The 17,810-nt window shown below is 72.1% G+C and carries 19 protein-coding genes; 7 read left to right on the top strand and 12 right to left on the bottom strand.

Going from position 1 to position 17,810, the window contains the following annotated elements; genetic code table 11:
- Positions 1 to 60 precede the first annotated feature (60 nt).
- Positions 61 to 1,407, top strand: a complete 1,347-nt coding sequence (gene gltX / locus ABZT49_RS10295) for a glutamate--tRNA ligase (RefSeq protein ID WP_355285901.1) — start codon at positions 61 to 63, stop codon at positions 1,405 to 1,407.
- A gap of 141 nt (positions 1,408 to 1,548) precedes the next feature.
- Here gltX and ABZT49_RS10290 read toward each other — a convergent pair whose 3' ends face one another.
- The 4 genes from ABZT49_RS10290 to ABZT49_RS10275 all read right to left on the bottom strand — a co-directional run bounded on the left by ABZT49_RS10290 (position 1,549) and on the right by ABZT49_RS10275 (position 5,432).
- The gene (locus tag ABZT49_RS10290; RefSeq protein ID WP_355285899.1) at positions 1,549 to 2,955 is read right to left on the bottom strand and encodes an amidase; all 1,407 of its coding nucleotides are present in this window, start codon (positions 2,953 to 2,955) and stop codon (positions 1,549 to 1,551) included.
- A 4-nt stretch (positions 2,956 to 2,959) separates the two neighbouring features.
- Entirely contained in the window at positions 2,960 to 3,307 is a 348-nt protein-coding gene (locus tag ABZT49_RS10285; protein ID WP_355285898.1) for a hypothetical protein, read from the bottom strand.
- Between the two features lie 14 nt (positions 3,308 to 3,321).
- On the bottom strand, positions 3,322 to 3,888 hold the full coding sequence (locus ABZT49_RS10280) for a Uma2 family endonuclease (protein ID WP_355285896.1): 567 nt from the start codon (positions 3,886 to 3,888) through the stop codon (positions 3,322 to 3,324).
- A gap of 110 nt (positions 3,889 to 3,998) precedes the next feature.
- Positions 3,999 to 5,432, bottom strand: coding sequence for a saccharopine dehydrogenase NADP-binding domain-containing protein (locus ABZT49_RS10275; protein WP_355285894.1), 1,434 nt, complete (start codon positions 5,430 to 5,432; stop codon positions 3,999 to 4,001).
- Positions 5,433 to 5,772: 340 nt separating this feature from the next.
- On the opposite strand from ABZT49_RS10275, the gene ABZT49_RS10270 reads away from it, so the two are divergent.
- Positions 5,773 to 5,985, top strand: a complete 213-nt coding sequence (locus tag ABZT49_RS10270; RefSeq protein WP_093570299.1) for a hypothetical protein — start codon at positions 5,773 to 5,775, stop codon at positions 5,983 to 5,985.
- 337 nt (positions 5,986 to 6,322) lie between these two features.
- On the opposite strand, the gene deoA is transcribed toward ABZT49_RS10270, so the two are convergent.
- Genes deoA through cdd form a run of 3 tightly spaced genes read right to left on the bottom strand, consistent with a single transcriptional unit; the run spans position 6,323 to position 8,878 of the window.
- The gene (deoA, locus tag ABZT49_RS10265; protein ID WP_355285892.1) at positions 6,323 to 7,636 is read right to left on the bottom strand and encodes a thymidine phosphorylase; all 1,314 of its coding nucleotides are present in this window, start codon (positions 7,634 to 7,636) and stop codon (positions 6,323 to 6,325) included.
- Positions 7,637 to 7,658: 22 nt separating this feature from the next.
- Positions 7,659 to 8,483, bottom strand: coding sequence for a purine-nucleoside phosphorylase (locus ABZT49_RS10260; RefSeq protein WP_355285890.1), 825 nt, complete (start codon positions 8,481 to 8,483; stop codon positions 7,659 to 7,661).
- On the bottom strand, positions 8,480 to 8,878 hold the full coding sequence (gene cdd / locus ABZT49_RS10255; protein ID WP_355285889.1) for a cytidine deaminase: 399 nt from the start codon (positions 8,876 to 8,878) through the stop codon (positions 8,480 to 8,482). Before cdd ends, ABZT49_RS10260 begins: the two co-directional genes overlap by 4 nt.
- Positions 8,879 to 9,003: 125 nt before the next feature.
- Here cdd and ABZT49_RS10250 point away from each other — a divergent pair, with 125 nt between their 5' ends.
- Positions 9,004 to 9,225: a DUF2093 domain-containing protein gene (locus tag ABZT49_RS10250; RefSeq protein WP_355285959.1), complete on the top strand. Its 222-nt coding sequence runs from the start codon at positions 9,004 to 9,006 to the stop codon at positions 9,223 to 9,225.
- Here ABZT49_RS10250 and lpxK read toward each other — a convergent pair.
- From lpxK to ABZT49_RS10235, 3 genes are read right to left on the bottom strand one after another with little or no spacing between them, the layout of a single operon-like run.
- Positions 9,211 to 10,182 (bottom strand): tetraacyldisaccharide 4'-kinase, encoded by a 972-nt coding sequence (gene lpxK / locus ABZT49_RS10245; RefSeq protein WP_355285957.1) that lies wholly within the window; start codon positions 10,180 to 10,182, stop codon positions 9,211 to 9,213. The genes ABZT49_RS10250 and lpxK overlap by 15 nt on opposite strands.
- Positions 10,182 to 11,486, bottom strand: coding sequence for a 3-deoxy-D-manno-octulosonic acid transferase (locus ABZT49_RS10240; protein WP_355285887.1), 1,305 nt, complete (start codon positions 11,484 to 11,486; stop codon positions 10,182 to 10,184). The genes lpxK and ABZT49_RS10240 overlap by 1 nt, the downstream gene beginning before the upstream one ends.
- Positions 11,483 to 12,214 (bottom strand): lysophospholipid acyltransferase family protein, encoded by a 732-nt coding sequence (locus tag ABZT49_RS10235; RefSeq protein WP_355285885.1) that lies wholly within the window; start codon positions 12,212 to 12,214, stop codon positions 11,483 to 11,485. Before ABZT49_RS10235 ends, ABZT49_RS10240 begins: the two co-directional genes overlap by 4 nt.
- On the opposite strand from ABZT49_RS10235, the gene ABZT49_RS34260 reads away from it, so the two are divergent.
- From ABZT49_RS34260 to glcF, 4 genes are all read left to right on the top strand, one after another.
- Positions 12,195 to 12,809 carry a type II toxin-antitoxin system RelE/ParE family toxin gene (locus tag ABZT49_RS34260; protein WP_407943481.1) on the top strand — a complete coding sequence of 205 codons (615 nt, stop codon included), beginning with the start codon at positions 12,195 to 12,197 and terminating at the stop codon, positions 12,807 to 12,809. The genes ABZT49_RS10235 and ABZT49_RS34260 overlap by 20 nt on opposite strands.
- Positions 12,736 to 13,032, top strand: coding sequence for an addiction module antidote protein (locus ABZT49_RS10225; protein WP_355285883.1), 297 nt, complete (start codon positions 12,736 to 12,738; stop codon positions 13,030 to 13,032). Before ABZT49_RS34260 ends, ABZT49_RS10225 begins: the two co-directional genes overlap by 74 nt.
- A gap of 182 nt (positions 13,033 to 13,214) precedes the next feature.
- Positions 13,215 to 14,183, top strand: coding sequence for an iron exporter MbfA (gene mbfA / locus ABZT49_RS10220; protein WP_355285881.1), 969 nt, complete (start codon positions 13,215 to 13,217; stop codon positions 14,181 to 14,183).
- Between the two features lie 128 nt (positions 14,184 to 14,311).
- Positions 14,312 to 15,655 carry a glycolate oxidase subunit GlcF gene (glcF, locus tag ABZT49_RS10215; RefSeq protein ID WP_355285879.1) on the top strand — a complete coding sequence of 448 codons (1,344 nt, stop codon included), beginning with the start codon at positions 14,312 to 14,314 and terminating at the stop codon, positions 15,653 to 15,655.
- A gap of 75 nt (positions 15,656 to 15,730) precedes the next feature.
- On the opposite strand, the gene ABZT49_RS10210 is transcribed toward glcF, so the two are convergent.
- Both ABZT49_RS10210 and ABZT49_RS10205 read right to left on the bottom strand, forming a co-directional pair.
- Entirely contained in the window at positions 15,731 to 17,356 is a 1,626-nt protein-coding gene (locus ABZT49_RS10210) for an alpha-D-glucose phosphate-specific phosphoglucomutase (RefSeq protein WP_355285877.1), read from the bottom strand.
- Positions 17,357 to 17,463: 107 nt separating this feature from the next.
- The coding region (locus ABZT49_RS10205) for an EAL domain-containing protein (protein WP_355285875.1) at positions 17,464 to 17,810 on the bottom strand (347 nt) is incomplete at its 5' end.

Below are 17,810 nucleotides of genomic sequence, written 5' to 3'. Positions count from 1 at the left end.
CAGGCGGTCCGGCCACCGCGCGATTGCGCCCCGCTCGGCCGATGCTCTACGAGAGCCGGCATGACTCCCGTCGTTCGCTTCGCTCCCTCGCCCACCGGCTTCCTCCATATCGGCAATGCCCGGCCGGCCCTGTTCAACGCCTTGTTCGCCCGACGGGCGGGCGGGCAGTTCTGGCTGCGCCTCGACGACACCGACACGGCGCGCTCGACGCCTGAATTCGCCGCGGCGATCGGGGAGGATCTGGCCTGGCTCGGCATCGTCCCGGACGGGACCTTTCGCCAGTCCGAGCGCCTGGCGATCTACGACGCGGCCGCCGAGCGGTTGAAGGCGGCTGGCCGGCTCTACCCGGCCTACGAGACCGCCGAGGAGCTGGAGCGCCGTCGCCGGCGCCAGCTCGGCCGCGGCTTGCCGCCGGTCTACGACCGCGCCGCCCTGAAGCTCACGCCGGAGGAGCGCGCCGCCTTCGAGGCCGAAGGGCGCCGGCCGCACTGGCGCTTCCGCCTCGATCCCGGCACCGTGACCTGGGACGACCTTGTGCGCGGGCCTTGCCACGTCGAGGCCGACAGCCTGTCCGACCCGGTGCTGATCCGCGAGGACGGCAGCTACCTATACACCCTGCCCTCCGTAGTCGACGACGCCGAGACCGGCGTGACCCACGTGATCCGCGGCGAGGACCACGTCACCAACACGGCGGTCCAGATCCAGATCTTTTCCGCGCTCGGCGCCCCGGTGCCGGTCTTCGCCCACCACAACCTGCTCACCACGGCGAGCGGCGAGGGGCTTTCGAAGCGCCTCGGCCACCTCTCCCTGCGGGGCTTGCGCGAGTCCGGCTACGAGCCGATGGCCGTCGCGGCTCTGGCGGTGCTGACCGGCTCGGCCGAGGCGGTGCGGCCGGTGGCCGATCTCGACGAACTGGCCGCGCTCGTCGACCTCGCCCACGTCTCGCGGGCCCCGGCGAAGTTCGACGAGCACGAGCTCGACGGTCTCAACGCCCGCGTCGTCCACGGGCTGCCCTACGCGGCGGTGGCCGAGCGCCTGGCGGCGGCCGGCGTCGCGCCGGAGAAGGGGCAAGCGTTCTGGGAGGTCGTGCGGGCGAACCTGACCCGGGTGTCGGACGCCGCCGAATGGTGGCGGGTGGTGCAGGGCCCGGTGACCCCGGTGACCGGCGAGACGCCGGACCTTTTCGCGGTGGCCCGCGAGGCGCTGCCGCCGGAGCCGTGGGATGCCGGCACCTGGAAGCGGGTGACGGAGGCGGTACGCGCCGCCACCGGCCTCAAGGGCAAGGCGCTGTTCCTGCCCTTGCGCCTCGCGCTCACCGGCCTCGACCACGGCCCGGACCTCGCTGGCCTGCTGCCGCTGATCGGGCGGGAGCGGGCGTTGGCACGGTTGAAGGGGGAAGTGGCGTAATGCAACCGGCGCTCGCTTTACTCCTGTATCGGCAAAACGCGGGCTTTCCCCTCTCCCCGCGGACGACCCGCACCCGCAATAGATGGGACGCGGTGCCTGATCTCTCTTTGAACAAGACTTGCGGAAGCCGTCTGGTTCTGGTCAGGCCACCACCGGCCACGGCCTCAACGCCGGCCGGATCTTTTCGAACGCCCGCGCCAGTCGCAGCACCCCGATATCGTCGAAGCGCTTGCCGACGATCTGTAACCCCACCGGCAACCCCTCCGGCGTGAACCCCGCCGGGACCGAGATCGCCGGCTGCTCCGACATGTTGAACGGCACCGTGTAGGCGATGTGGGCCATCGCCCGGGCCGGATCGTTGGTCGGCGAGGCGTGCTCGGCCGGGAAGGGCGGGTTCGGCGAGACCGGGCCGACCAGGAAATCGAACGGCCGGATCGCCGCGAGCGCGGCGTCGCGCATCGCCGCCATCTGGCCCATGCCGTGGAAGACCGCGGCACCGCTCAAGTTCCGGCCGCCCGCCGCCCAGTCGCGGATGAAGGGCAGCACCCGGGCGCGGCGGGCCTCGTCCAGGGCCTCGATGTCGAGGGAGGCGCGCTGGCGCCAGAACAGGTCGAGCCCGTCGAGCATGCCTTGGGTGAGGAAGGCCGGGACCGGCTCGATGACCGCGCCGGCCTCGGCGAGAAGCCGCACCGCCTGCTCCACCACCGCTCGGTTCCCCGGATCGAGGGGAAGGCCCGCCCCGCTCTCCATCACCAGCCCGAGGCGCAGACCCGTCAGTTCCAGCCCGTCGAGATCGAGCCAGGGCAGGTCGGCCGGCGGCAGGCCGGTCGGGTCGCGGTCGTCCGGACGGCTGATGCTGTGCATCGCCAGGACCGCGTCGGCGACGCTGCGGGTGAGGGGGCCGGCGCAGCGGCCGTAGAACGCGTTGTCGAGGGGCACTCGTCCGTGGCTGGGTTTCAGGCCGACGACCCCGCACCAGGACGCGGGCAGCCGGATCGAGCCGCCGATATCGGTGCCGAGATGGATCGGCCCGTAGCCGGCAGCCGCCGCCGCGCCCGAACCGGCCGAGGAGCCGCCCGGGCCCTTGGTCAGGTCCCACGGGTTGCGGGTGAGGGGATGGAAGCTGGAGAGCCCCGAGGACAGCATGCCGTAATCCGGCATGGTGGTGCAGGCGACGATCACCGCCCCGTCCTCGCGCAGGCGGGCGGTGGCGGGCGCGTCGCGCGGGCTCGGGGGCACGTCGTCCCGGGCGGCGGTGCCGAGCGGCATCGGCACGCCCTCGACGGCGATGTTCTCCTTGATGGTGACCGGCACCCCGTCGAGGGGCAGGGCCTCGCCCCTCATCCACCGTGTCTCGGAGGCGCGGGCGGCGGCCAGCGCCGCCTCCGGCGCGAAGGCGTAGAGCGCGTGCAGGTGCGGCTCGGCGGCCTCGGCGCGGGCGATCACGGCCTCCGTCACCGCGACCGGCGAGAGGGCGCGGCCGGCGTAGAGGCGCAGGAGTTCGGTGGCGGGCAGGTCGGCCGGGTTCGCGGCGGAGGGCGGAGCCATTGTCTCAGCGCGCCTCGGGCGTCTTGTCGGGCCGCCCGGCCAACGCGACGTAGAAGCCGAGGCCGTCCTGCGACGGCAGGGTCTGGAGCCGCTCGACCCAGCCGCGGCGCTTGGCGTCGAGGAGCTGGCGGCCGACCGGCTGGAACAGGGTCTCGCCCCCGCCGGGCACCGGTCCGTCGAGCCGCACCGCCACGGTCTTGCCCTTGGCGAAGCGGCTGCGTTCCAGCATTTCGGCGAGCGAAGCCTCGGCCTGCGGCCGGGGGGCGCCGCGCAGGTCGAGCACCGATTCGGCGTCGGTCACCCCGAGGGAGCCGCGCAGCTTGTTGGCGTAGAATTCGTCGAAATGGGGCAAGGGCGGCTCGGGAATCAGAGGGGGATGCCGTGATAGAGGGCGGCGACCGGAACCTCGCCGCCGAGATCGGGAAGCGGAATCGCGTCGTTTCGGCCGAGAACGCGCAAGGACCAGTCCGGACCGTCACCGCGCGGCCAGACCTCGACCCGGGCTTCGTCCTGATAGACGATCAGGTAGGCGCGGAGGGTCTGAAGGCTTTGGTAGAATTCGACCTTGCGACCCCGGTCGACGTGCAGGGTCGCGGGCGACAGCACCTCGGCGACGACGATCGGATCGCGGGCATGGCCGCCGGGCAGGAGCGGGCCGCAGCGCACGACCACGTCGGCGACCGGCGCGCAATCGTCGATCTCGTCGTTGAGGAGCCCGAACCCGATCAGCGATCGTCCGCCGCGCGCCTTCGCAAGCGGGTACAGCGCCATGGCGAGGTTCGTCACGATGAGCTGGTGGCGCTCGAACGGAGGCTGTGCCAGCACCGCCTCGCCGTCGAGAAGCTCCCAGCGCTCCTCGTCAGGGCGGTCGCGAATCACTTCCAGAAATTCGGCGACCCGCATCCGCGGGGCGCGCCGCAGCGCGAGCGACATGACGGCTCCCTGTCACCGCCCCGATCGTAGCACCGGGCGGGGACGGGCGACAGCCCGCGGCGGTGAGGCACCGCGCCCGAACAAGGGGCGCGGTGCCTCGAACTTGCGCGTTACGCGCCGTGCACCAGCACGTTGCGGAACTGCCAGGGGTCGCTCTCGTCGATGTCCTCCGGGAAGAGGCCCGGGCGGCCCGAGAGCGGCGTCCAGTCGGTGTAGACCCCGATCACGGGACCGAGATACGGCGTCTGCACCTCGAGGCAGCGGCGGAAATCGATCTCGTCGGCCTCGACGATGCCGGCCTCAGGGTTCTCGATCGCCCAGACCATGCCGGCGAGCACGGCGGAGGTCACCTGGAGGCCGGTGGCATTCTGGTAGGGGGCGATTGCCCGGGTCTCCTCGATGGAGAGCTGCGAGCCGTACCAGTAGGCGTTCTTGCCGTGGCCGTAGAGCAGCACGCCGAGCTCGTCGATGCCGTCGACGATCTCGTTCTCGTCGAGGATGTGCTGCTTCTCCTGCACCTTGCCGGCCTGGCCCCACATCTCGTGCAGCGAGAGCACCGCCTCGTTGCAGGGATGGTAGGCGTAGTGGCAGGTCGGCCGGTAGACCGCCTTACCCTCCTGGCGCACCGTGTAGTAGTCGGCGATCGAGATCGCCTCGTTATGCGTCACCAGGAAGCCGAACTGCGCCTGCGCGGTCGGGGTCCAGGAGCGCACGCGGGTGTCGGCGCCGGGCTGGAGCAGGTAGATCGCCGGCGCATCGTTCGGGAGCGTGCGGCCGTTCTCCGGCATCCAGGTCTCGTGGGTGCCCCAGCCGAGCTCGGCCGGCTGGTTGCCCTCGGAGACAAAGCCCTCGACCGACCAGGTGTTGACGAAGACGCCCTGCGGCTTCTCCGACTTGGCGCGCTGGGTGTCGCGCTCGGCGATGTGGATGCCCTTTACGCCGGTCTCGCGCATCAGCGCGGCCCACTCGTCGCGGGTCTTCGGCTCGGGCGTCTGCAGGCCGAGGTCGCTCGCGACGTTGAGGAGCGCCTGCTTGACGAACCATGACACCATGCCGGGATTGGCGCCGCAGCACGACACCGCGGTCGGGCCGCCGGGCTTGCGGCGGCGGGCGTCGAGGATCTGCTCGCGGAGCGCGTAGTTGGTGCGGTCGGCGGGGCCGGCATTCTTGTCGAAGTAGAAGCCCGGCCACGGCTCGGCGACGGTGTCGATGTAGAGTGCGCCGATCTCGCGGCACAGCTCCATGATGTCCCGCGACGAGGTATCGACCGAGAGGTTGACGCAGAAGCCCTGGCCGCCGCCCTCTGTGAGCAGGGGCGTCAGGACCTCGCGATAGTTGTCCTTCGTCAGCGCGACCTGCTCGAAGCGCAGGCCGTGCTTGTCGGCGAGCGCCTTGTGGGCGTCCGACGGCTCCACCACCGTGAACCGGGCCTTGTCGTAGGTGAAGTGGCGCTCGATCAGGGGCAGGGTGCCCCGGCCGATCGAGCCGAAGCCGATCATCACGATGGGGCCGCTGATGCGGCCGTGGACGGGCCAGTCGGTCATGGCGCTCAAGGTCTCCGGACATGTGGTTAGCGATGGGCCCCGCCCACGGGGGCGAGTCCCCCGGGCCGGTCGGCTCGCCTAGCAGGCCAGCATGACGCGCGGGCGACGGGGCACGCGACCGGGTGATTGACGCGTCGGGTTCCTGGGGTCAACCCCGGTCAACCCGTTGGCCCCAAACACCGAAGCGTAACCGCCAGGTTAACCGGGCCGCAGGCCGCGGCATGTCGGATGCGCATGGCGCCGCTGCACCCGTGACGCTTGTGTGCAGCGCGGCAGCGTCCATATTGCGTTGCAACAAGAACATCGGAAACGCCCGCGCGCAATCTCACAGGAGATCCCCATGCTCGCGGTCATCACTCACTCTCTGCTCGCCCCGGTCGAGGAGCGCTCCGCCGTGGAGCCCGGCATCCTCACCCTCGTCAGCCGCATCGTCCGCTCGGTCCACGCCGCCAACCAGCGCCGCCAGGAGCAGCGCATCGGCGAGTTCGTCGAGACCCGCGGCGGCCGCATCACCGACGATCTCGAGCGCCAGATCGGCCAGTACTTCTGCTGATCGCTCCGCCCCGGTCCGCCGGGGCGACGCACTCGATGTGTCCAGCAAGGCGCCAGGGGCGGGACAAGCGCCCCTCAGGCGCCTTCTTGGTGTTTGGGGGATCGCTTGGGCTTCATCGTGAACCCGGAAGTGCCGCAGGGTCCGCCCAACGCAGGGACTCTGCTTGTCCTATCCACGACCTCATCCTGAGGTGCCGCGTAGCGGCCTCGAAGGAGGCCTCCAGGAACCGCTGCGACTTCTGGAGGCCTCCTTCGAGGCCGCTACGCGGCACCTCAGGATGAGGTCGTGGATAGGAAAGGATAAACCCTCGCATGTCGGCACAGCGAGAGGAAAAATCCTACTCGACCCGCCCCAGAACCACCTTCCGCTCCGCCACCACCTCCGACCCGACCTGATAAGCCGCCACGATCTCGGCTTCCGCCCGCGCGGCCGCCGCCTCGCTGCGGGCATGCACCACCGCGAGCGGCCGGTCCGGCCCGACCTCGGCGCCGACCGGCGCGAGGTCGGTGACGCCGACGGCGTGGTCGATATTGTCCTCCGGGCGGGTCCGGCCACCGCCGAGCCCGATCACCGCGACGCCGATCGCCCGCGTGGCGATGGCGGCGACCCGGCCTTCCTGAGGCGGGACGACCGGGCGCGTCACGGGCGCGGCGGCCAGGTGGCGCTCGGGATGCGCCACGAGGTCGATCGGTCCGCCGAGCGCCGCCACCATGCGCGAGAAGGTCTCGGCGGCCCGGCCCGAGGCCAGGCTCTTCTCCAGGCGCGCGGTGGCCTCGGTGACGTCGGGGCTCAAGCCTCCGAGGACCAGCATCTCGGCGCCGAGCGCCAGGGTGACGGCGTGGAAGCGCGCCTCGCGCCGGCGGCCGGTCAGGTAGTCGATGGCGTAGGCCACCTCGGCGGCGTTGCCGGCGACGGAGGCGAGCGGCTGGTCCATGTCGGTGAGGAGGGCGCGGGTCGGCACGCCGGCGCCGTTCGCCACCGTGACCAGGCTCTCGGCGAGGCCGTAAGCCTCGTCGGTGCGGGCCATGAAGGCGCCCGATCCCGCCTTCACGTCCATGACGAGGCCCTGAAGGCCGGCCGCGAGCTTCTTCGCCAGGATCGAGGCGGTGATCAGGTCGAGCGATTCCACCGTCCCGGTGACGTCCCGGATGGCGTAGAGCCGCCGGTCGGCGGGGGCGAGGTCCGGGGTCTGGCCGATCACCGCGCAGCCGACCGCGCGGGTGACGCGCCGGAACAGGTCGACGTCCGGCTGCGAGACATAGCCCGGGATGCTGTCGAGCTTGTCGAGGGTGCCGCCGGTATGCCCGAGGCCGCGGCCGGCGATCATCGGCACGAAGCCGCCGCAGGCTGCGACCATCGGGGCGAGGGGGAGGCTCACCGTGTCGCCGACGCCGCCGGTCGAGTGCTTGTCGACGACCGGGCCGGGCAGGTCCCAGGTCAGCACCGTGCCCGAGCGCATCATCGCCCGGGTCAGCGCCACCCGCTCCGGCAGCGACAGGCCGCGGAAGAACACCGCCATCGCGAAGGCCGCCGCCTGCCCCTCGGTGACCCGCCCCTCGGTCAGGCCGAGGATGAAGGCCTCGATCGCCTCCGGCGGCAGCGCATGGCCGTCGCGCTTGAGGCGGATCAGTTCCTGCGGCAGCAGCGTCATGGGAGGGTTCCGTGGAAAGGGATCAGAAGTCGCCGGAGAGCAGAGCGGTCACGAGCCGCCCGACATCCTCCGCGGCCTGCGCCGCCACCCGCTTGGTCTCGGCGTGGTGCGGGGCACCGTCGGCGAAGCCCGCGGCGTAGTTTGTGACCAGCGAGAGCGCCGCGACCCGGAGGCCGAAGAAGCGGGCGAGGATCACCTCCGGCACCGTCGACATGCCGACGAGGTCGGCGCCGAGACCCTTCGCCATGCGGATCTCCGCCGGGGTCTCGAAGCTCGGACCCGAGAACCAGGCATAGACCCCCTCGTGCAAGGCTATGCCGCTCGCGGTCGCCGCGGCCTTCAGCGCCGCCCGCAGGCCGGGGTCATAGGCCTCGACCATCGGCACGAAGCGGGCGTCGGAGGGCTCACCGTAGAGCGGGTTCATCCCTGACAGGTTGATGTGGTCGGTGATCAGCGCGAGGCGGCCGGGGCCGGCCTGGGCTAGGAGCGAGCCGGCGGCGTTGGTGAGGAGGAGCGGCGGCCCCCCGAGCGCCGCCACCACGCCGACCGGCACCCGCATCGCATCCGCCTGGCCGTGCTCGTAGGGGTGGGCCCGGCCCTGGAACAGCAGCACCCGGCGCCCGCCGAGGCGCCCCGCCACCAGCCGCCCGGCATGGCCCGAGACGCCGGAGGCCGGGAAATGCGGGATCTCGCCGTAGGGTATGGCGACCGGCTCCTCGACCCGCTCCGCCAGCGGCCCGAGCCCGGTGCCGGTGACGAGGGCGAGCGCGAAACCGCCGTCAATGCCGCGCGCCCGCAGGAAACCGGCGGCCTCGGCGACACGGGGATCGTCGGACGGGGCGCTCACGCGAGGTTGTCCGGGCCGAAGGAGGCGGGCAGCAACTCGTCCAGGGTGAAGGTCTTTCGCACACCGAGCGGCCCGGCGACGTGGATCGGGGTGTCGGGGGCGGCGAATTCGCGGATGCGCTGGCGGCAGGCGCCGCAGGGAGTGACCAAAGCCTCGCCGTCGCCGAGCACCAGGATCGCCGCGATGCGCCGGCCACCCTGCGCGATCATCGTGGCGATGGCACCGGCCTCGGCGCAGGTGCCGACCGGATAGGCGGCGTTCTCGACGTTGCAGCCGGCATGCACCGCCCCCGCCTCGTCGCGGATCGCGGCGCCGACGCGAAACCGCGAATAGGGCGCGTGGGCCCGCGCCTGGGCCGCGCGCGCGGCGGAGAGCAGGGTGTCGGTCGGATCCATCCTCGTCCCGGTGACCGTTACGGACGCGCCGGATCATGGCCGGCCGGACGCCCGCCGTCGAGCCCGTCGACAAGCCGCCCCGCGCGCCCTACACCCGCTTTCTTTCCACCAAGAGGAATTTTCCGATGCTCGGACGGTTCGAGCGCGGCGGGTCCGGCGAGGCCGTCGTGGAGTATGGCGACAGCAACCTGCGGGTGGTGCGGCCCGGCCGCTTCGTGCGCTGCGCGGTGACCGGGGTCGAGATCCCCCTCGACGCCCTGCGCTACTGGAGCGTCGAGCGCCAGGAGGCCTATGCCGATCCCGACGCCGTGATGGTGCGCCTGCGCGACTCGTCAAAGTCCGCGTAGGAGGGCGCAGAGCGCTTCGGGCTCCTCGAGCGCCAGCCCCACCGGCAGCGTCGCCACCGGCAGCGCGGGGGGCAGGCGCACCCGGTCCTTCTCGGTCGTCACCAGCAGGAGGTTCCGGCGCGAGGCCTCCGCCGCCAGCGCCTCGGCCTCGGCCGCCGTGAAGGCGTGATGGTCCGGGAAGGCGCGGGTCTCGCGCAGATCCGCCCCGACCTCGCGCAAAGTCGCGAAGAATTTTTCCGGCCTTCCGATCCCCGCGAAAGCCAGGACCGGGCGCCCGCGCAAGGACGCGGCGACGGCCGGATCCGGCACGAGCCGGCCGCGCAGCGCCGGCAACCCGCGCGCCCTCGCCTCCACCAGTACCCGGGCGCCGGGCGCGCCCTCGCCGATCACCAGGGCGGCGTGAACACGCGGCCACTGCACGGCCGCCGGCGCCCGCAGCGGGCCGGCCGGAAAGACCCGCCCGTTGCCGAGGCCGACCGCGCCGTCGACCACCGCGATCACGAAAGTCTTGGCGAGGCTCGGGTTCTGCAGCCCGTCATCCATCACGATGATGTCGGCGCCGGCCGCGCGGCAGGCCTGCGCCCCCGCCACCCGGTCGCGGGCCACGATCGCCGGGGCGGCGCGGGCCAGCAGCAACGGCTCGTCGCCGACCTCCGCCGCCCCGTGGCGCGTAGGCTCGACCCGCACCGGTCCGGCCAGGCGCCCGCCATAGCCCCGGCTCAGGAAGACCGGGCGCCGGCCGAGATCGCCGAGTAGGCCGGCCACCGCCAGGGCCGTCGGCGTCTTGCCGGCGCCGCCGAGGGTGAAGTTGCCGATGCAGACCACCGGGCAGGGCGCCTCGGCGCCGGCCCGCGCCATCCGGCGGGCGGCGAGGGCGCCGTAGACGGCCCCGAGGGGCGCGAGCAGCCGGGCCGCCGGAGTCGGGTCGTCCCGCCACCAGAAGCCCGGCGCCCGGATCACGAGGCGAACCGCCCGGCGATCTTCAGCTGGCAGATGAAGGGTTCGATCGCCGCCATCGCCCGGTCGGTGGCGCCGCCGGCGCCCTCGATCGCCGCGGCGCCGGCCTGCGCCATCGCCCGGCGGGCGGCCGGATCGGCGAGGAGCTGGCCGACCGCCGCCGTCAGCTCCTGTCCGTCGCGCACGATCCGGGCGCCGCCGGCGCGCTCGAGCGCGCCGTAGACCTGAGCGAAGTTGCGCACGTGCGGCCCGGACAGGATCGCGGCGCCGAGGCGGGCCGGCTCGATCGGGTTCTGCCCGCCGTGGCGGGCGAGCGACCCGCCGACGAAGACCAGCGGGCACAGGCGGTAGAACAGGCCGAGCTCGCCCACCGTGTCGGCGACGTAGAGATCGACCTTGTCGTGCGGCTGGCCGCCGGCCGCGCGGCGCCCGACGCGCAGGCCCGCCGACGCCGCGTCGGCGGCGACCGCCGGACCACGGTCGGGGTGGCGCGGCACCACGATGGTGAGGAGGTCGGGGTAGCGCCGGGCCAGCGCCCGGTGGGCCGCGGTGGCGGCGGCCTCCTCGCCCGGATGGGTCGAGGCGGCGAGCCAGACCGGGCGCCCGGCGATCACCCCGCCGAGCTGGCGCAGCTGCTCGGGATCCGCCGGGGGCGGTCCGGCGTCGAATTTCAGGTTGCCGCCGGGCTCGACCCGGGGGGCGCCGAGCCGCGCGAACCGCTCGGCCTCCTCCTGGCTCTGGGCGAGGCAGAGCGCGACGCGCGACAGGATGGCGCGCGCCACCGCCGGGGTGCGGGCCCAGCCGCGGGCCGAGCGCTCGGACATCCGCCCGTTGACCAGGATCAGCGGCACCTCGCGCTCGTGCAGGGCCAGGATGGTGTTGGGCCAGAGCTCCGATTCGGCGACCAGCGCCAGGTCCGGCCGCCAATGGTCGAGGAAGCGGGCGAGGTAGCGCGGCGCGTCGAGGGGCGCGAACTGGTGCAGCGCGCCCCGCGGCAGCCGCCGCGCCAGGAGTTCGGCCGAGGTGCGGGTGCCGGAGGTGACGAGCACGGAGAAGCCGCGCCGGGTCAGGCGCTCGACGAGGCCGATGAGCGACAGGGCCTCGCCGATGCTGGCGCCGTGGGCCCAGACGAGGGGCCCGGCCGGCCGCGGCTTGCCGGGCCGCCCGGTGCGCTCGGGCAGGCGCACCGGATCCTCCTTGCCGCGCCGGCGCCGCCAGGCGAGCAGGCCCGCGAGCGCCGGCTCGCCGGCGATCAGGCCGTAATGATAGGCGCGCAGCAGCGCCGGCACATCCTGGCGCCTCATCGGGCGGGGGCCTCTTTGCGGGTATGCACCGGGTCGATCCGGCCGACCTGCGCGAAGGCGCGGGCATGCACCGCGTTGAGGTCGGTCTCGATGCGCAGGCGCGCCGCCTCGATCCCGGCGGCGTCGAGGTCGCGGGCGACCATGATCGGCTCGCCGAAGGCCATCACGCCGCGGCCGAAGGGCAGGCCGAGGCTCGCCCGGTCCCAGCTGTCGAATTGCAGGTAGCGGCTCGTGACGACGGCGGTCGGCACCACAGGCCGGCCGGAGAGCCGCGCCAGCATCACGATGCCCTCGCCGCAGCGCCGCGACACCTTCGGCACGTCGGCGCTGAACGCCACCGATTCGCCGTCCTCCAGCGCCTTGAGGCAGCCGCGCAGGGCCTGAATCCCCCCCTTGGCCCAGACGTCGCTCGCGCGCCGCGCGCCCGAGCCGCGCATCACCCGGACCCCGAAGCGCTCCAGCACCGCGGTGTTCACGCCGCCATCGACGGAGCGCGACACCATGGTGGCGACCCGATCCCCGGGCCGGCGGACGAACGGAACCATCAGGTGCTGGCCGTGCCACATCGCGGCGATGAACGGCCGCAGCGGCGTCAGCCACTCGTAGGCATCGGGCGGATCGAGGCTGAAGCGGTTCGTGCGGCGCACCAGCTTCAGGTAGCTCGCGCCGAGGAAGCCGAGGCTCTCCTGGGCCGCCCGGCTGCGGGCGATGCGGGTGACGACGCTCATTCGGCCACTTCGTGGAGGGGAACGCTTCAGGGGAGATGCGGGGAATCCGGTCCGGCGCGGGCCCCGCGAATCCGGGCGCCGTCATGCTCCGTTCGGGCCCGCGAGGCAACCGCCGTCAGGTTGTGGAGGCGTGACGGGGCGTGCGGCACCGCACCCGTGGGGAGCGATGGTGAGCTTCCCGTCCAGGCCGGGAGCCTCGATGCGTACTTGGAGAACCGTGACCTGCAGGTTACAGATTGGCATGTTCGAGATCCAGCAGACCGATACCTTCACGGCCTGGTTCGACCGGCTTCGCGATATTCGCGCCCAGGCACGGATCACGGCTCGGCTTCGCCGACTCTCGACGGGCCATCTCGGCGACGTGAAGCCGATCGGTGAGGGCGTCAGCGAATTACGGATCGATTACGGCCCCGGATATCGAATCTATTTCACGCAGAGAGGAAGAACCATCATCCTTCTCGTCTGCGAGGCGATAAATCGAGCCAGGCGAAGGACATCCAACGGGCGAAGGAGCTTGCAAGATGACGGCGAAAATCACCCCCTGGGACGCAGCCGACTTTCTCACGACACCGGAGAGGGTCGCCGAATACCTTGATGCCGTGTTCGACGATGGCGACCCCGCGACGATCGCGGCAGCTCTCGGCGATGTTGCGAGGGCCAAGGGCATGTCGCAGGTCGCGAAGGATACGGGTCTCGCGCGGGAGGCCCTCTATCGGGGCCTTTCCGACAAGGGCAATCCGCAGCTCGCGACGGTTCTCGACGTCTTGAAGTCGTTCGGCCTGAAGCTCTCCGTGACGCCGATCGGCGATACGGCGTGACGGTAGCGTCCTGGCCGAGATCGGGCTGGGGTTGTCGGCAGGCGAGAGTGGCGAACCTGCGCTGGCTCGTCGAACAGGGCCGCGCGCAACCTGCAAGCCAGAGCGAGACCGGGATTCACGAAAGCCTTGTTTGGAATGGCTCCAATCTATAGATTGGAGCCATTCCAAACAGGATCGCACGCATGAAAGCCCTGACCGATCTCACCGAGCGCGAGGTGCTGGCCCTCGCCATCGCCAGCGAGGAGGAGGATTCCCGCATCTACCGCAGCTTCGCCGAGAGCCTGCGGGCCGACCTGCCGGGCTCCGCCGGTCTGTTCGAGGCGATGGCCGACGAGGAGCGGGGCCACCGCGACGACCTCTACGCGGCCTATCGCGCGCGCTTCGGCGAGCACCTGCCGCCGCTGCGGCGCGAAGACGTGCGCGGCTTCCCGCGCCGCCGTCCGTTCTGGTGGCAGGGGCTCGATGCCGGCCGGATGCGGCGGGAGACGGAGGCAATGGAGGCGCAGGCCGCCGGCTTCTACGAGCGGGCGGCCACGCTCACCCGGGATCTCGGGGTGCGCCAACTCTTCACCCGCCTCGCCGAGATCGAGCGCGGCCACGGCCGCCGGGCCGAGGCGCTCAGTGCCGAGCAGGAGACCGGGAACGCCGCCGCCGCCGAGGCGAAGGCCGCCCACCGGCTGTTCGTGCTGCGCTACGTCCAGCCCGGCCTCGCCGGGCTGATCGACGGCTCGGTCTCGACGCTGGCGCCGCTCTTTGCCGCCGCCTTCGCCACCCACAACAATGGGCAGACCTTCCTCGTCGGCCTCGCCGCCTCGATCGGCGCCGGGATCAGCATGGGGTTCACCGAGGCCCTGTCCGACGACGGCAGCATCACCGGCCGCGGCTCGCCCTGGCTGCGCGGCCTCGTCTGCGGGATCATGACGACGGTCGGGGGCCTCGGCCACACGCTGCCCTACCTGGTGCCGGATTCCTGGACCAACGCCTTCGCGATCGCGACTTTGCTCGCCGCCCTGGTGGTGGCGGTGGAACTCCTCGCCATCTCGGCGATCCGCACCCGCTACATGGAGACGCCGTTCTGGCGCGCCGCCCTCCAGGTGGTGCTGGGCGGCGTCCTGGTGCTGCTCGCCGGCGTCGCGATCGGCAGCGCCTGAGATGTCATGCGGCACCGTGCGCGGGAGGCGGCCCGGAAAGCCGCTCCCGCCACCTTGAAAATGATCTAGATACGGGACGCGAAGGCGCTGAAGAATCGCCCCCCAAGGACCCGCCCCGAGGAATCGCCGTGCAGACCAGCTTCACCCTCGCGCAGCTCGCCGACCCGGCCATGGCGGCCTCGGAGAAGATCCTGCGCACCTGCGTGCATTGCGGCTTCTGCACCGCCACCTGCCCGACCTACCTGCTGCTCGGCGACGAGCTCGATTCGCCGCGCGGGCGGATCTACCTGATCAAGGACATGCTGGAGGGGGGCAAGCCGGCGAGCCCGGAGGTGGTCAAGCACGTCGACCGCTGCCTGTCCTGCCTGTCCTGCATGACGACCTGCCCGTCGGGGGTGCATTACATGCACCTCGTCGACCATGCCCGCGCCCATATCGAGAAGACCTATGCGCGCCCGGTGGAGGACCGTTTCCTGAGAGCGGTGCTGGCCCGCGTGCTGCCCTACCCGAACCGCTTCCGCCTGGCGCTCCTCGGCGCCACCCTCGGCCGGCCGTTCCGGGGGATCGCGTCGAGGATGCCGAAGATCGGCAATCGGCTCGCCGCGATGCTCGACCTCGCCCCCGCCGCGCTGCCGACCCGCTCGGCGCAGGACAAGCCCGGCCGCTTCCCGCCCGCTGGCCCGCGCCGCGGCCGGGTGGCGTTGCTGCGCGGCTGCGCCCAGAGCGTGCTGCGGCCGGACTTCAACGAGGCGGCGATCCGGCTCCTCAACCGCCACGGTGTCGAGGTGGTGCAGGCCAGGGGCGAGGGCTGCTGCGGCGCGCTCACCCACCATATGGGCCACGAGGAGTCGTCGCACGCGCTCGCCAAGCGCACCATCGATGCCTGGATCGCCGAGATGGACGGCGAGGGGCTGGATGCGATCGTGGTCACGGCCTCGGGCTGCGGCACCACGATCAAGGATTACGGCTTCATGTTCCGCGACGACCCGGCCTACGCGGCGAAGGCCGCGCGGGTCGCGGGCATCGCCCGCGACGTCACCGAATACGTGACCGGCCTCGGCCTGTCCGAGCCGGTGGTCGAGACCGACCTCGTCGTCGCCTACCACTCCGCCTGCTCGATGCAGCACGGGCAAGGATTGCGCACCGAGCCGAAGGCGCTGCTGGCGCGGGCCGGCTTCACCGTGAAGGACGTGCCCGAGGGCCATATCTGCTGCGGCTCGGCCGGCACCTACAACATCCTGCAGCCGGAGCTAGCCGCGCACTTACGCGCCCGCAAGGTCGCCAATATCGAGCGCGTCCGGCCCGACGTGATCGCCACCGGCAATATCGGCTGCGCGACGCAGATCGGGAAGGGCACCGCCATCCCGATCGTCCACACGGTGGAGCTGCTCGACTGGGCGACCGGCGGCCCGCGGCCCGCAGCGCTGGACGGGGTGGCGGAGACGCGGCCGGCGCTCGCGGCGGCGGAGTAGGGGCAGGGCGACGGGGAGAGGCGAGGGCTTTCTCCTCTCCCCGCCCGCGGAGAGAGGAGAGAACCAGCGCCGCCCCTACGTCACCACCGACGGCTCGGTCCGCCCAGTATGCTGCACGATCCCGGCGACCGCCTCGGCGGCAGCCACGACGGGGGCCAGCATCTCGGCGGTCGGGGCGTCGAGCCGGTCCTTCGAGAAGCGCTCGAGATAGACCCGCAGGGTCGCCCCGACCGTGCCGGTGCCCGACAGGCGGAACACCACCCGGGCATCCTCGCGAAACAGGATCCGCACGCCCTGGCGCGTCGTCACCGAGCCGTCGACCGGATCGGTATAGGCGAAGTCGTCCGCCGCCTCGACGGTCAGTTCGCCGATGCGCTGCCCCGGCAGCCCGGCCAGCTTCTCGCGCAACGCGCCCATCAGCCCCTCGGCGGCGGCGCTCTCCACCTCTTCGTAGTCGTGGCGGGCGTAGTAGTCGCGGCCGTAACGAGCCCAGTGGTCGTGCACCACCTGGTCGGCGCGCTTGCCCGTCGCGGCGAGCAGGTTGAGCCAGAGCAGCACCGCCCACAGCCCGTCCTTCTCGCGCACGTGGTTCGAGCCGGTGCCGGCACTCTCCTCGCCGCAGAGCGTGATCCGCCCGGCATCGAGCAGGTTGCCGAAGAACTTCCAGCCGGTCGGGGTCTCGAAGGCCGGAATGCCGAGCGCCGCCGCGACCCGGTCGGCGGCGCGGCTCGTCGGCATCGAGCGGGCGACGCCCGACAGCCCGTCCTTGTATCCGGGCGCCAGATGGGCGTGGGCGGCGAGGATCGCCAGGCTGTCGCTCGGGGTGACGAAGAGGTGGGGGGCGACGATCATGTTGCGGTCGCCGTCGCCGTCGGAGGCGGCACCGAAATCGGGCGCGTCCGGGCCGGTCATCAGCGCCATCAGGTCGTGGGCGTGAACCGGGTTCGGGTCCGGGTGGTGGCCGCCGAAATCGGGCAGGGGCTCGGCATTGACCACCGTGCCGGCCGGGGCGCTGAGGCGCCGCTCCAGGATCTCCTTGGCGTAGGGCCCGGTCACCGCGCTCATCGCGTCGAATTGCATCCGGAAGCCGGACGCGAACAGGGCCTTGATGGCGGGAAAATCGATCAGCGTCTCCATCAGGGCGGCGTAATCCGCCACCGGATCGATGACCGTGACGGTGGCGTCACCGAGAGCCACGTCGCCGAGCGCGTCGAGGTCGATATCGGGGGCCTCGACGATGCGGTACTCGGTGATCGCCTTGGTGCGGGCAAAGATCGCCTCGGTCACCGGCTCGGGCGCGGGACCGCCGTTGCGGCCGTTGAACTTGATTCCGAAATCGCCCTCGGGACCGCCGGGATTGTGGCTCGCCGAGAGCACCACGCCGCCGATCGCGCCGTATTTCCGGATCACGCAGGAGGCGGCGGGGGTCGAGAGCAGGCCGCCGCGGCCGACCATGATGCGCGAGAAGCCGTTCGCCGCCGCGATCTTCAGGGTCGTCTGCACCACCTCGCGGTTGAGGAAGCGCCCGTCGCCGCCGACCACCAGGGTCGTGCCGGCCCGGTCGGGCAGGCAGTCGACGATCGCCTGGACGAAGTTCTCCACGTAACCGGGCTGGCGGAAGACCGGGACCTTCTTGCGCAGGCCCGAGGTGCCGGGCTTCTGATCGGGAAAGGGCTGCGTGGGAACGGCCTTGACGGTCATGGGGTCTCGTCTCGGTGGAGGCGGTGGGACCGAGCGGTTGCCGGCCGGTCCCTCGGTCTCGGCTTATGCCGCCTCCCGCCGCCGCGTGCCAGCCTGTGCGGGCGGATTCACGCCGCGGCCTCCTCCCCGCGCGGCCGGCCGGTGGTCAGGTGGCGGAAGGACTCGATCGGGGCCGGGCGGCCGAACAGGTAGCCCTGCGCCTCGTGGCAGGCCTCGGCCCCCAGGAAGGCCAGCTCGGCCGAGGTCTCGACTCCCTCGGCGAGGACAGGCAGCCCGAGGCCGCGGCCGAGCCCCAGCACCGTGCGCACGATCGTGGCGGCCTGCTCGCTGGTATCGACCGAGCGGGTGAAGGAGGAATCGATCTTGATCTTGTCGAACGGGAAGGCGCGCAGGTTCGACAGCGACGAGTAGCCGGTGCCGAAATCGTCCATCGCGATCCGCACCCCCATCGCCT

Origin of the sequence: Methylobacterium sp. EM32, assembly GCF_040593685.1 — a bacterium.
GTDB lineage: Bacteria > Pseudomonadota > Alphaproteobacteria > Rhizobiales > Beijerinckiaceae > Methylobacterium.
Note: the sequence above shows the minus strand (reverse complement) of the source record. Positions and strands in the feature narration are given on the sequence as shown.

Excerpts from the sequence above, each read along its gene's own strand:
- ABZT49_RS10240 (WP_355285887.1), bottom strand. The coding sequence starts at position 11,486 with ATGAGGCGCCAGGATGTGCCGGCGCTGCTGCGCGCCTATCATTACGGC.
- gltX (WP_355285901.1), top strand. The coding sequence starts at position 61 with ATGACTCCCGTCGTTCGCTTCGCTCCCTCGCCCACCGGCTTCCTCCAT.
- ABZT49_RS34260 (WP_407943481.1), top strand. The coding sequence starts at position 12,195 with ATGCGGGTGACGACGCTCATTCGGCCACTTCGTGGAGGGGAACGCTTC.
- ABZT49_RS10250 (WP_355285959.1), top strand. The coding sequence starts at position 9,004 with ATGCTCGGACGGTTCGAGCGCGGCGGGTCCGGCGAGGCCGTCGTGGAG.
- ABZT49_RS10270 (WP_093570299.1), top strand. The coding sequence starts at position 5,773 with ATGCTCGCGGTCATCACTCACTCTCTGCTCGCCCCGGTCGAGGAGCGC.
- mbfA (WP_355285881.1), top strand. The coding sequence starts at position 13,215 with ATGAAAGCCCTGACCGATCTCACCGAGCGCGAGGTGCTGGCCCTCGCC.
- cdd (WP_355285889.1), bottom strand. The coding sequence starts at position 8,878 with ATGGATCCGACCGACACCCTGCTCTCCGCCGCGCGCGCGGCCCAGGCG.
- ABZT49_RS10235 (WP_355285885.1), bottom strand. The coding sequence starts at position 12,214 with ATGAGCGTCGTCACCCGCATCGCCCGCAGCCGGGCGGCCCAGGAGAGC.
- ABZT49_RS10225 (WP_355285883.1), top strand. The coding sequence starts at position 12,736 with ATGACGGCGAAAATCACCCCCTGGGACGCAGCCGACTTTCTCACGACA.
- ABZT49_RS10210 (WP_355285877.1), bottom strand. The coding sequence starts at position 17,356 with ATGACCGTCAAGGCCGTTCCCACGCAGCCCTTTCCCGATCAGAAGCCC.
- deoA (WP_355285892.1), bottom strand. The coding sequence starts at position 7,636 with ATGACGCTGCTGCCGCAGGAACTGATCCGCCTCAAGCGCGACGGCCAT.
- ABZT49_RS10280 (WP_355285896.1), bottom strand. The coding sequence starts at position 3,888 with ATGTCGCTCGCGCTGCGGCGCGCCCCGCGGATGCGGGTCGCCGAATTT.
- ABZT49_RS10290 (WP_355285899.1), bottom strand. The coding sequence starts at position 2,955 with ATGGCTCCGCCCTCCGCCGCGAACCCGGCCGACCTGCCCGCCACCGAA.
- ABZT49_RS10275 (WP_355285894.1), bottom strand. The coding sequence starts at position 5,432 with ATGACCGACTGGCCCGTCCACGGCCGCATCAGCGGCCCCATCGTGATG.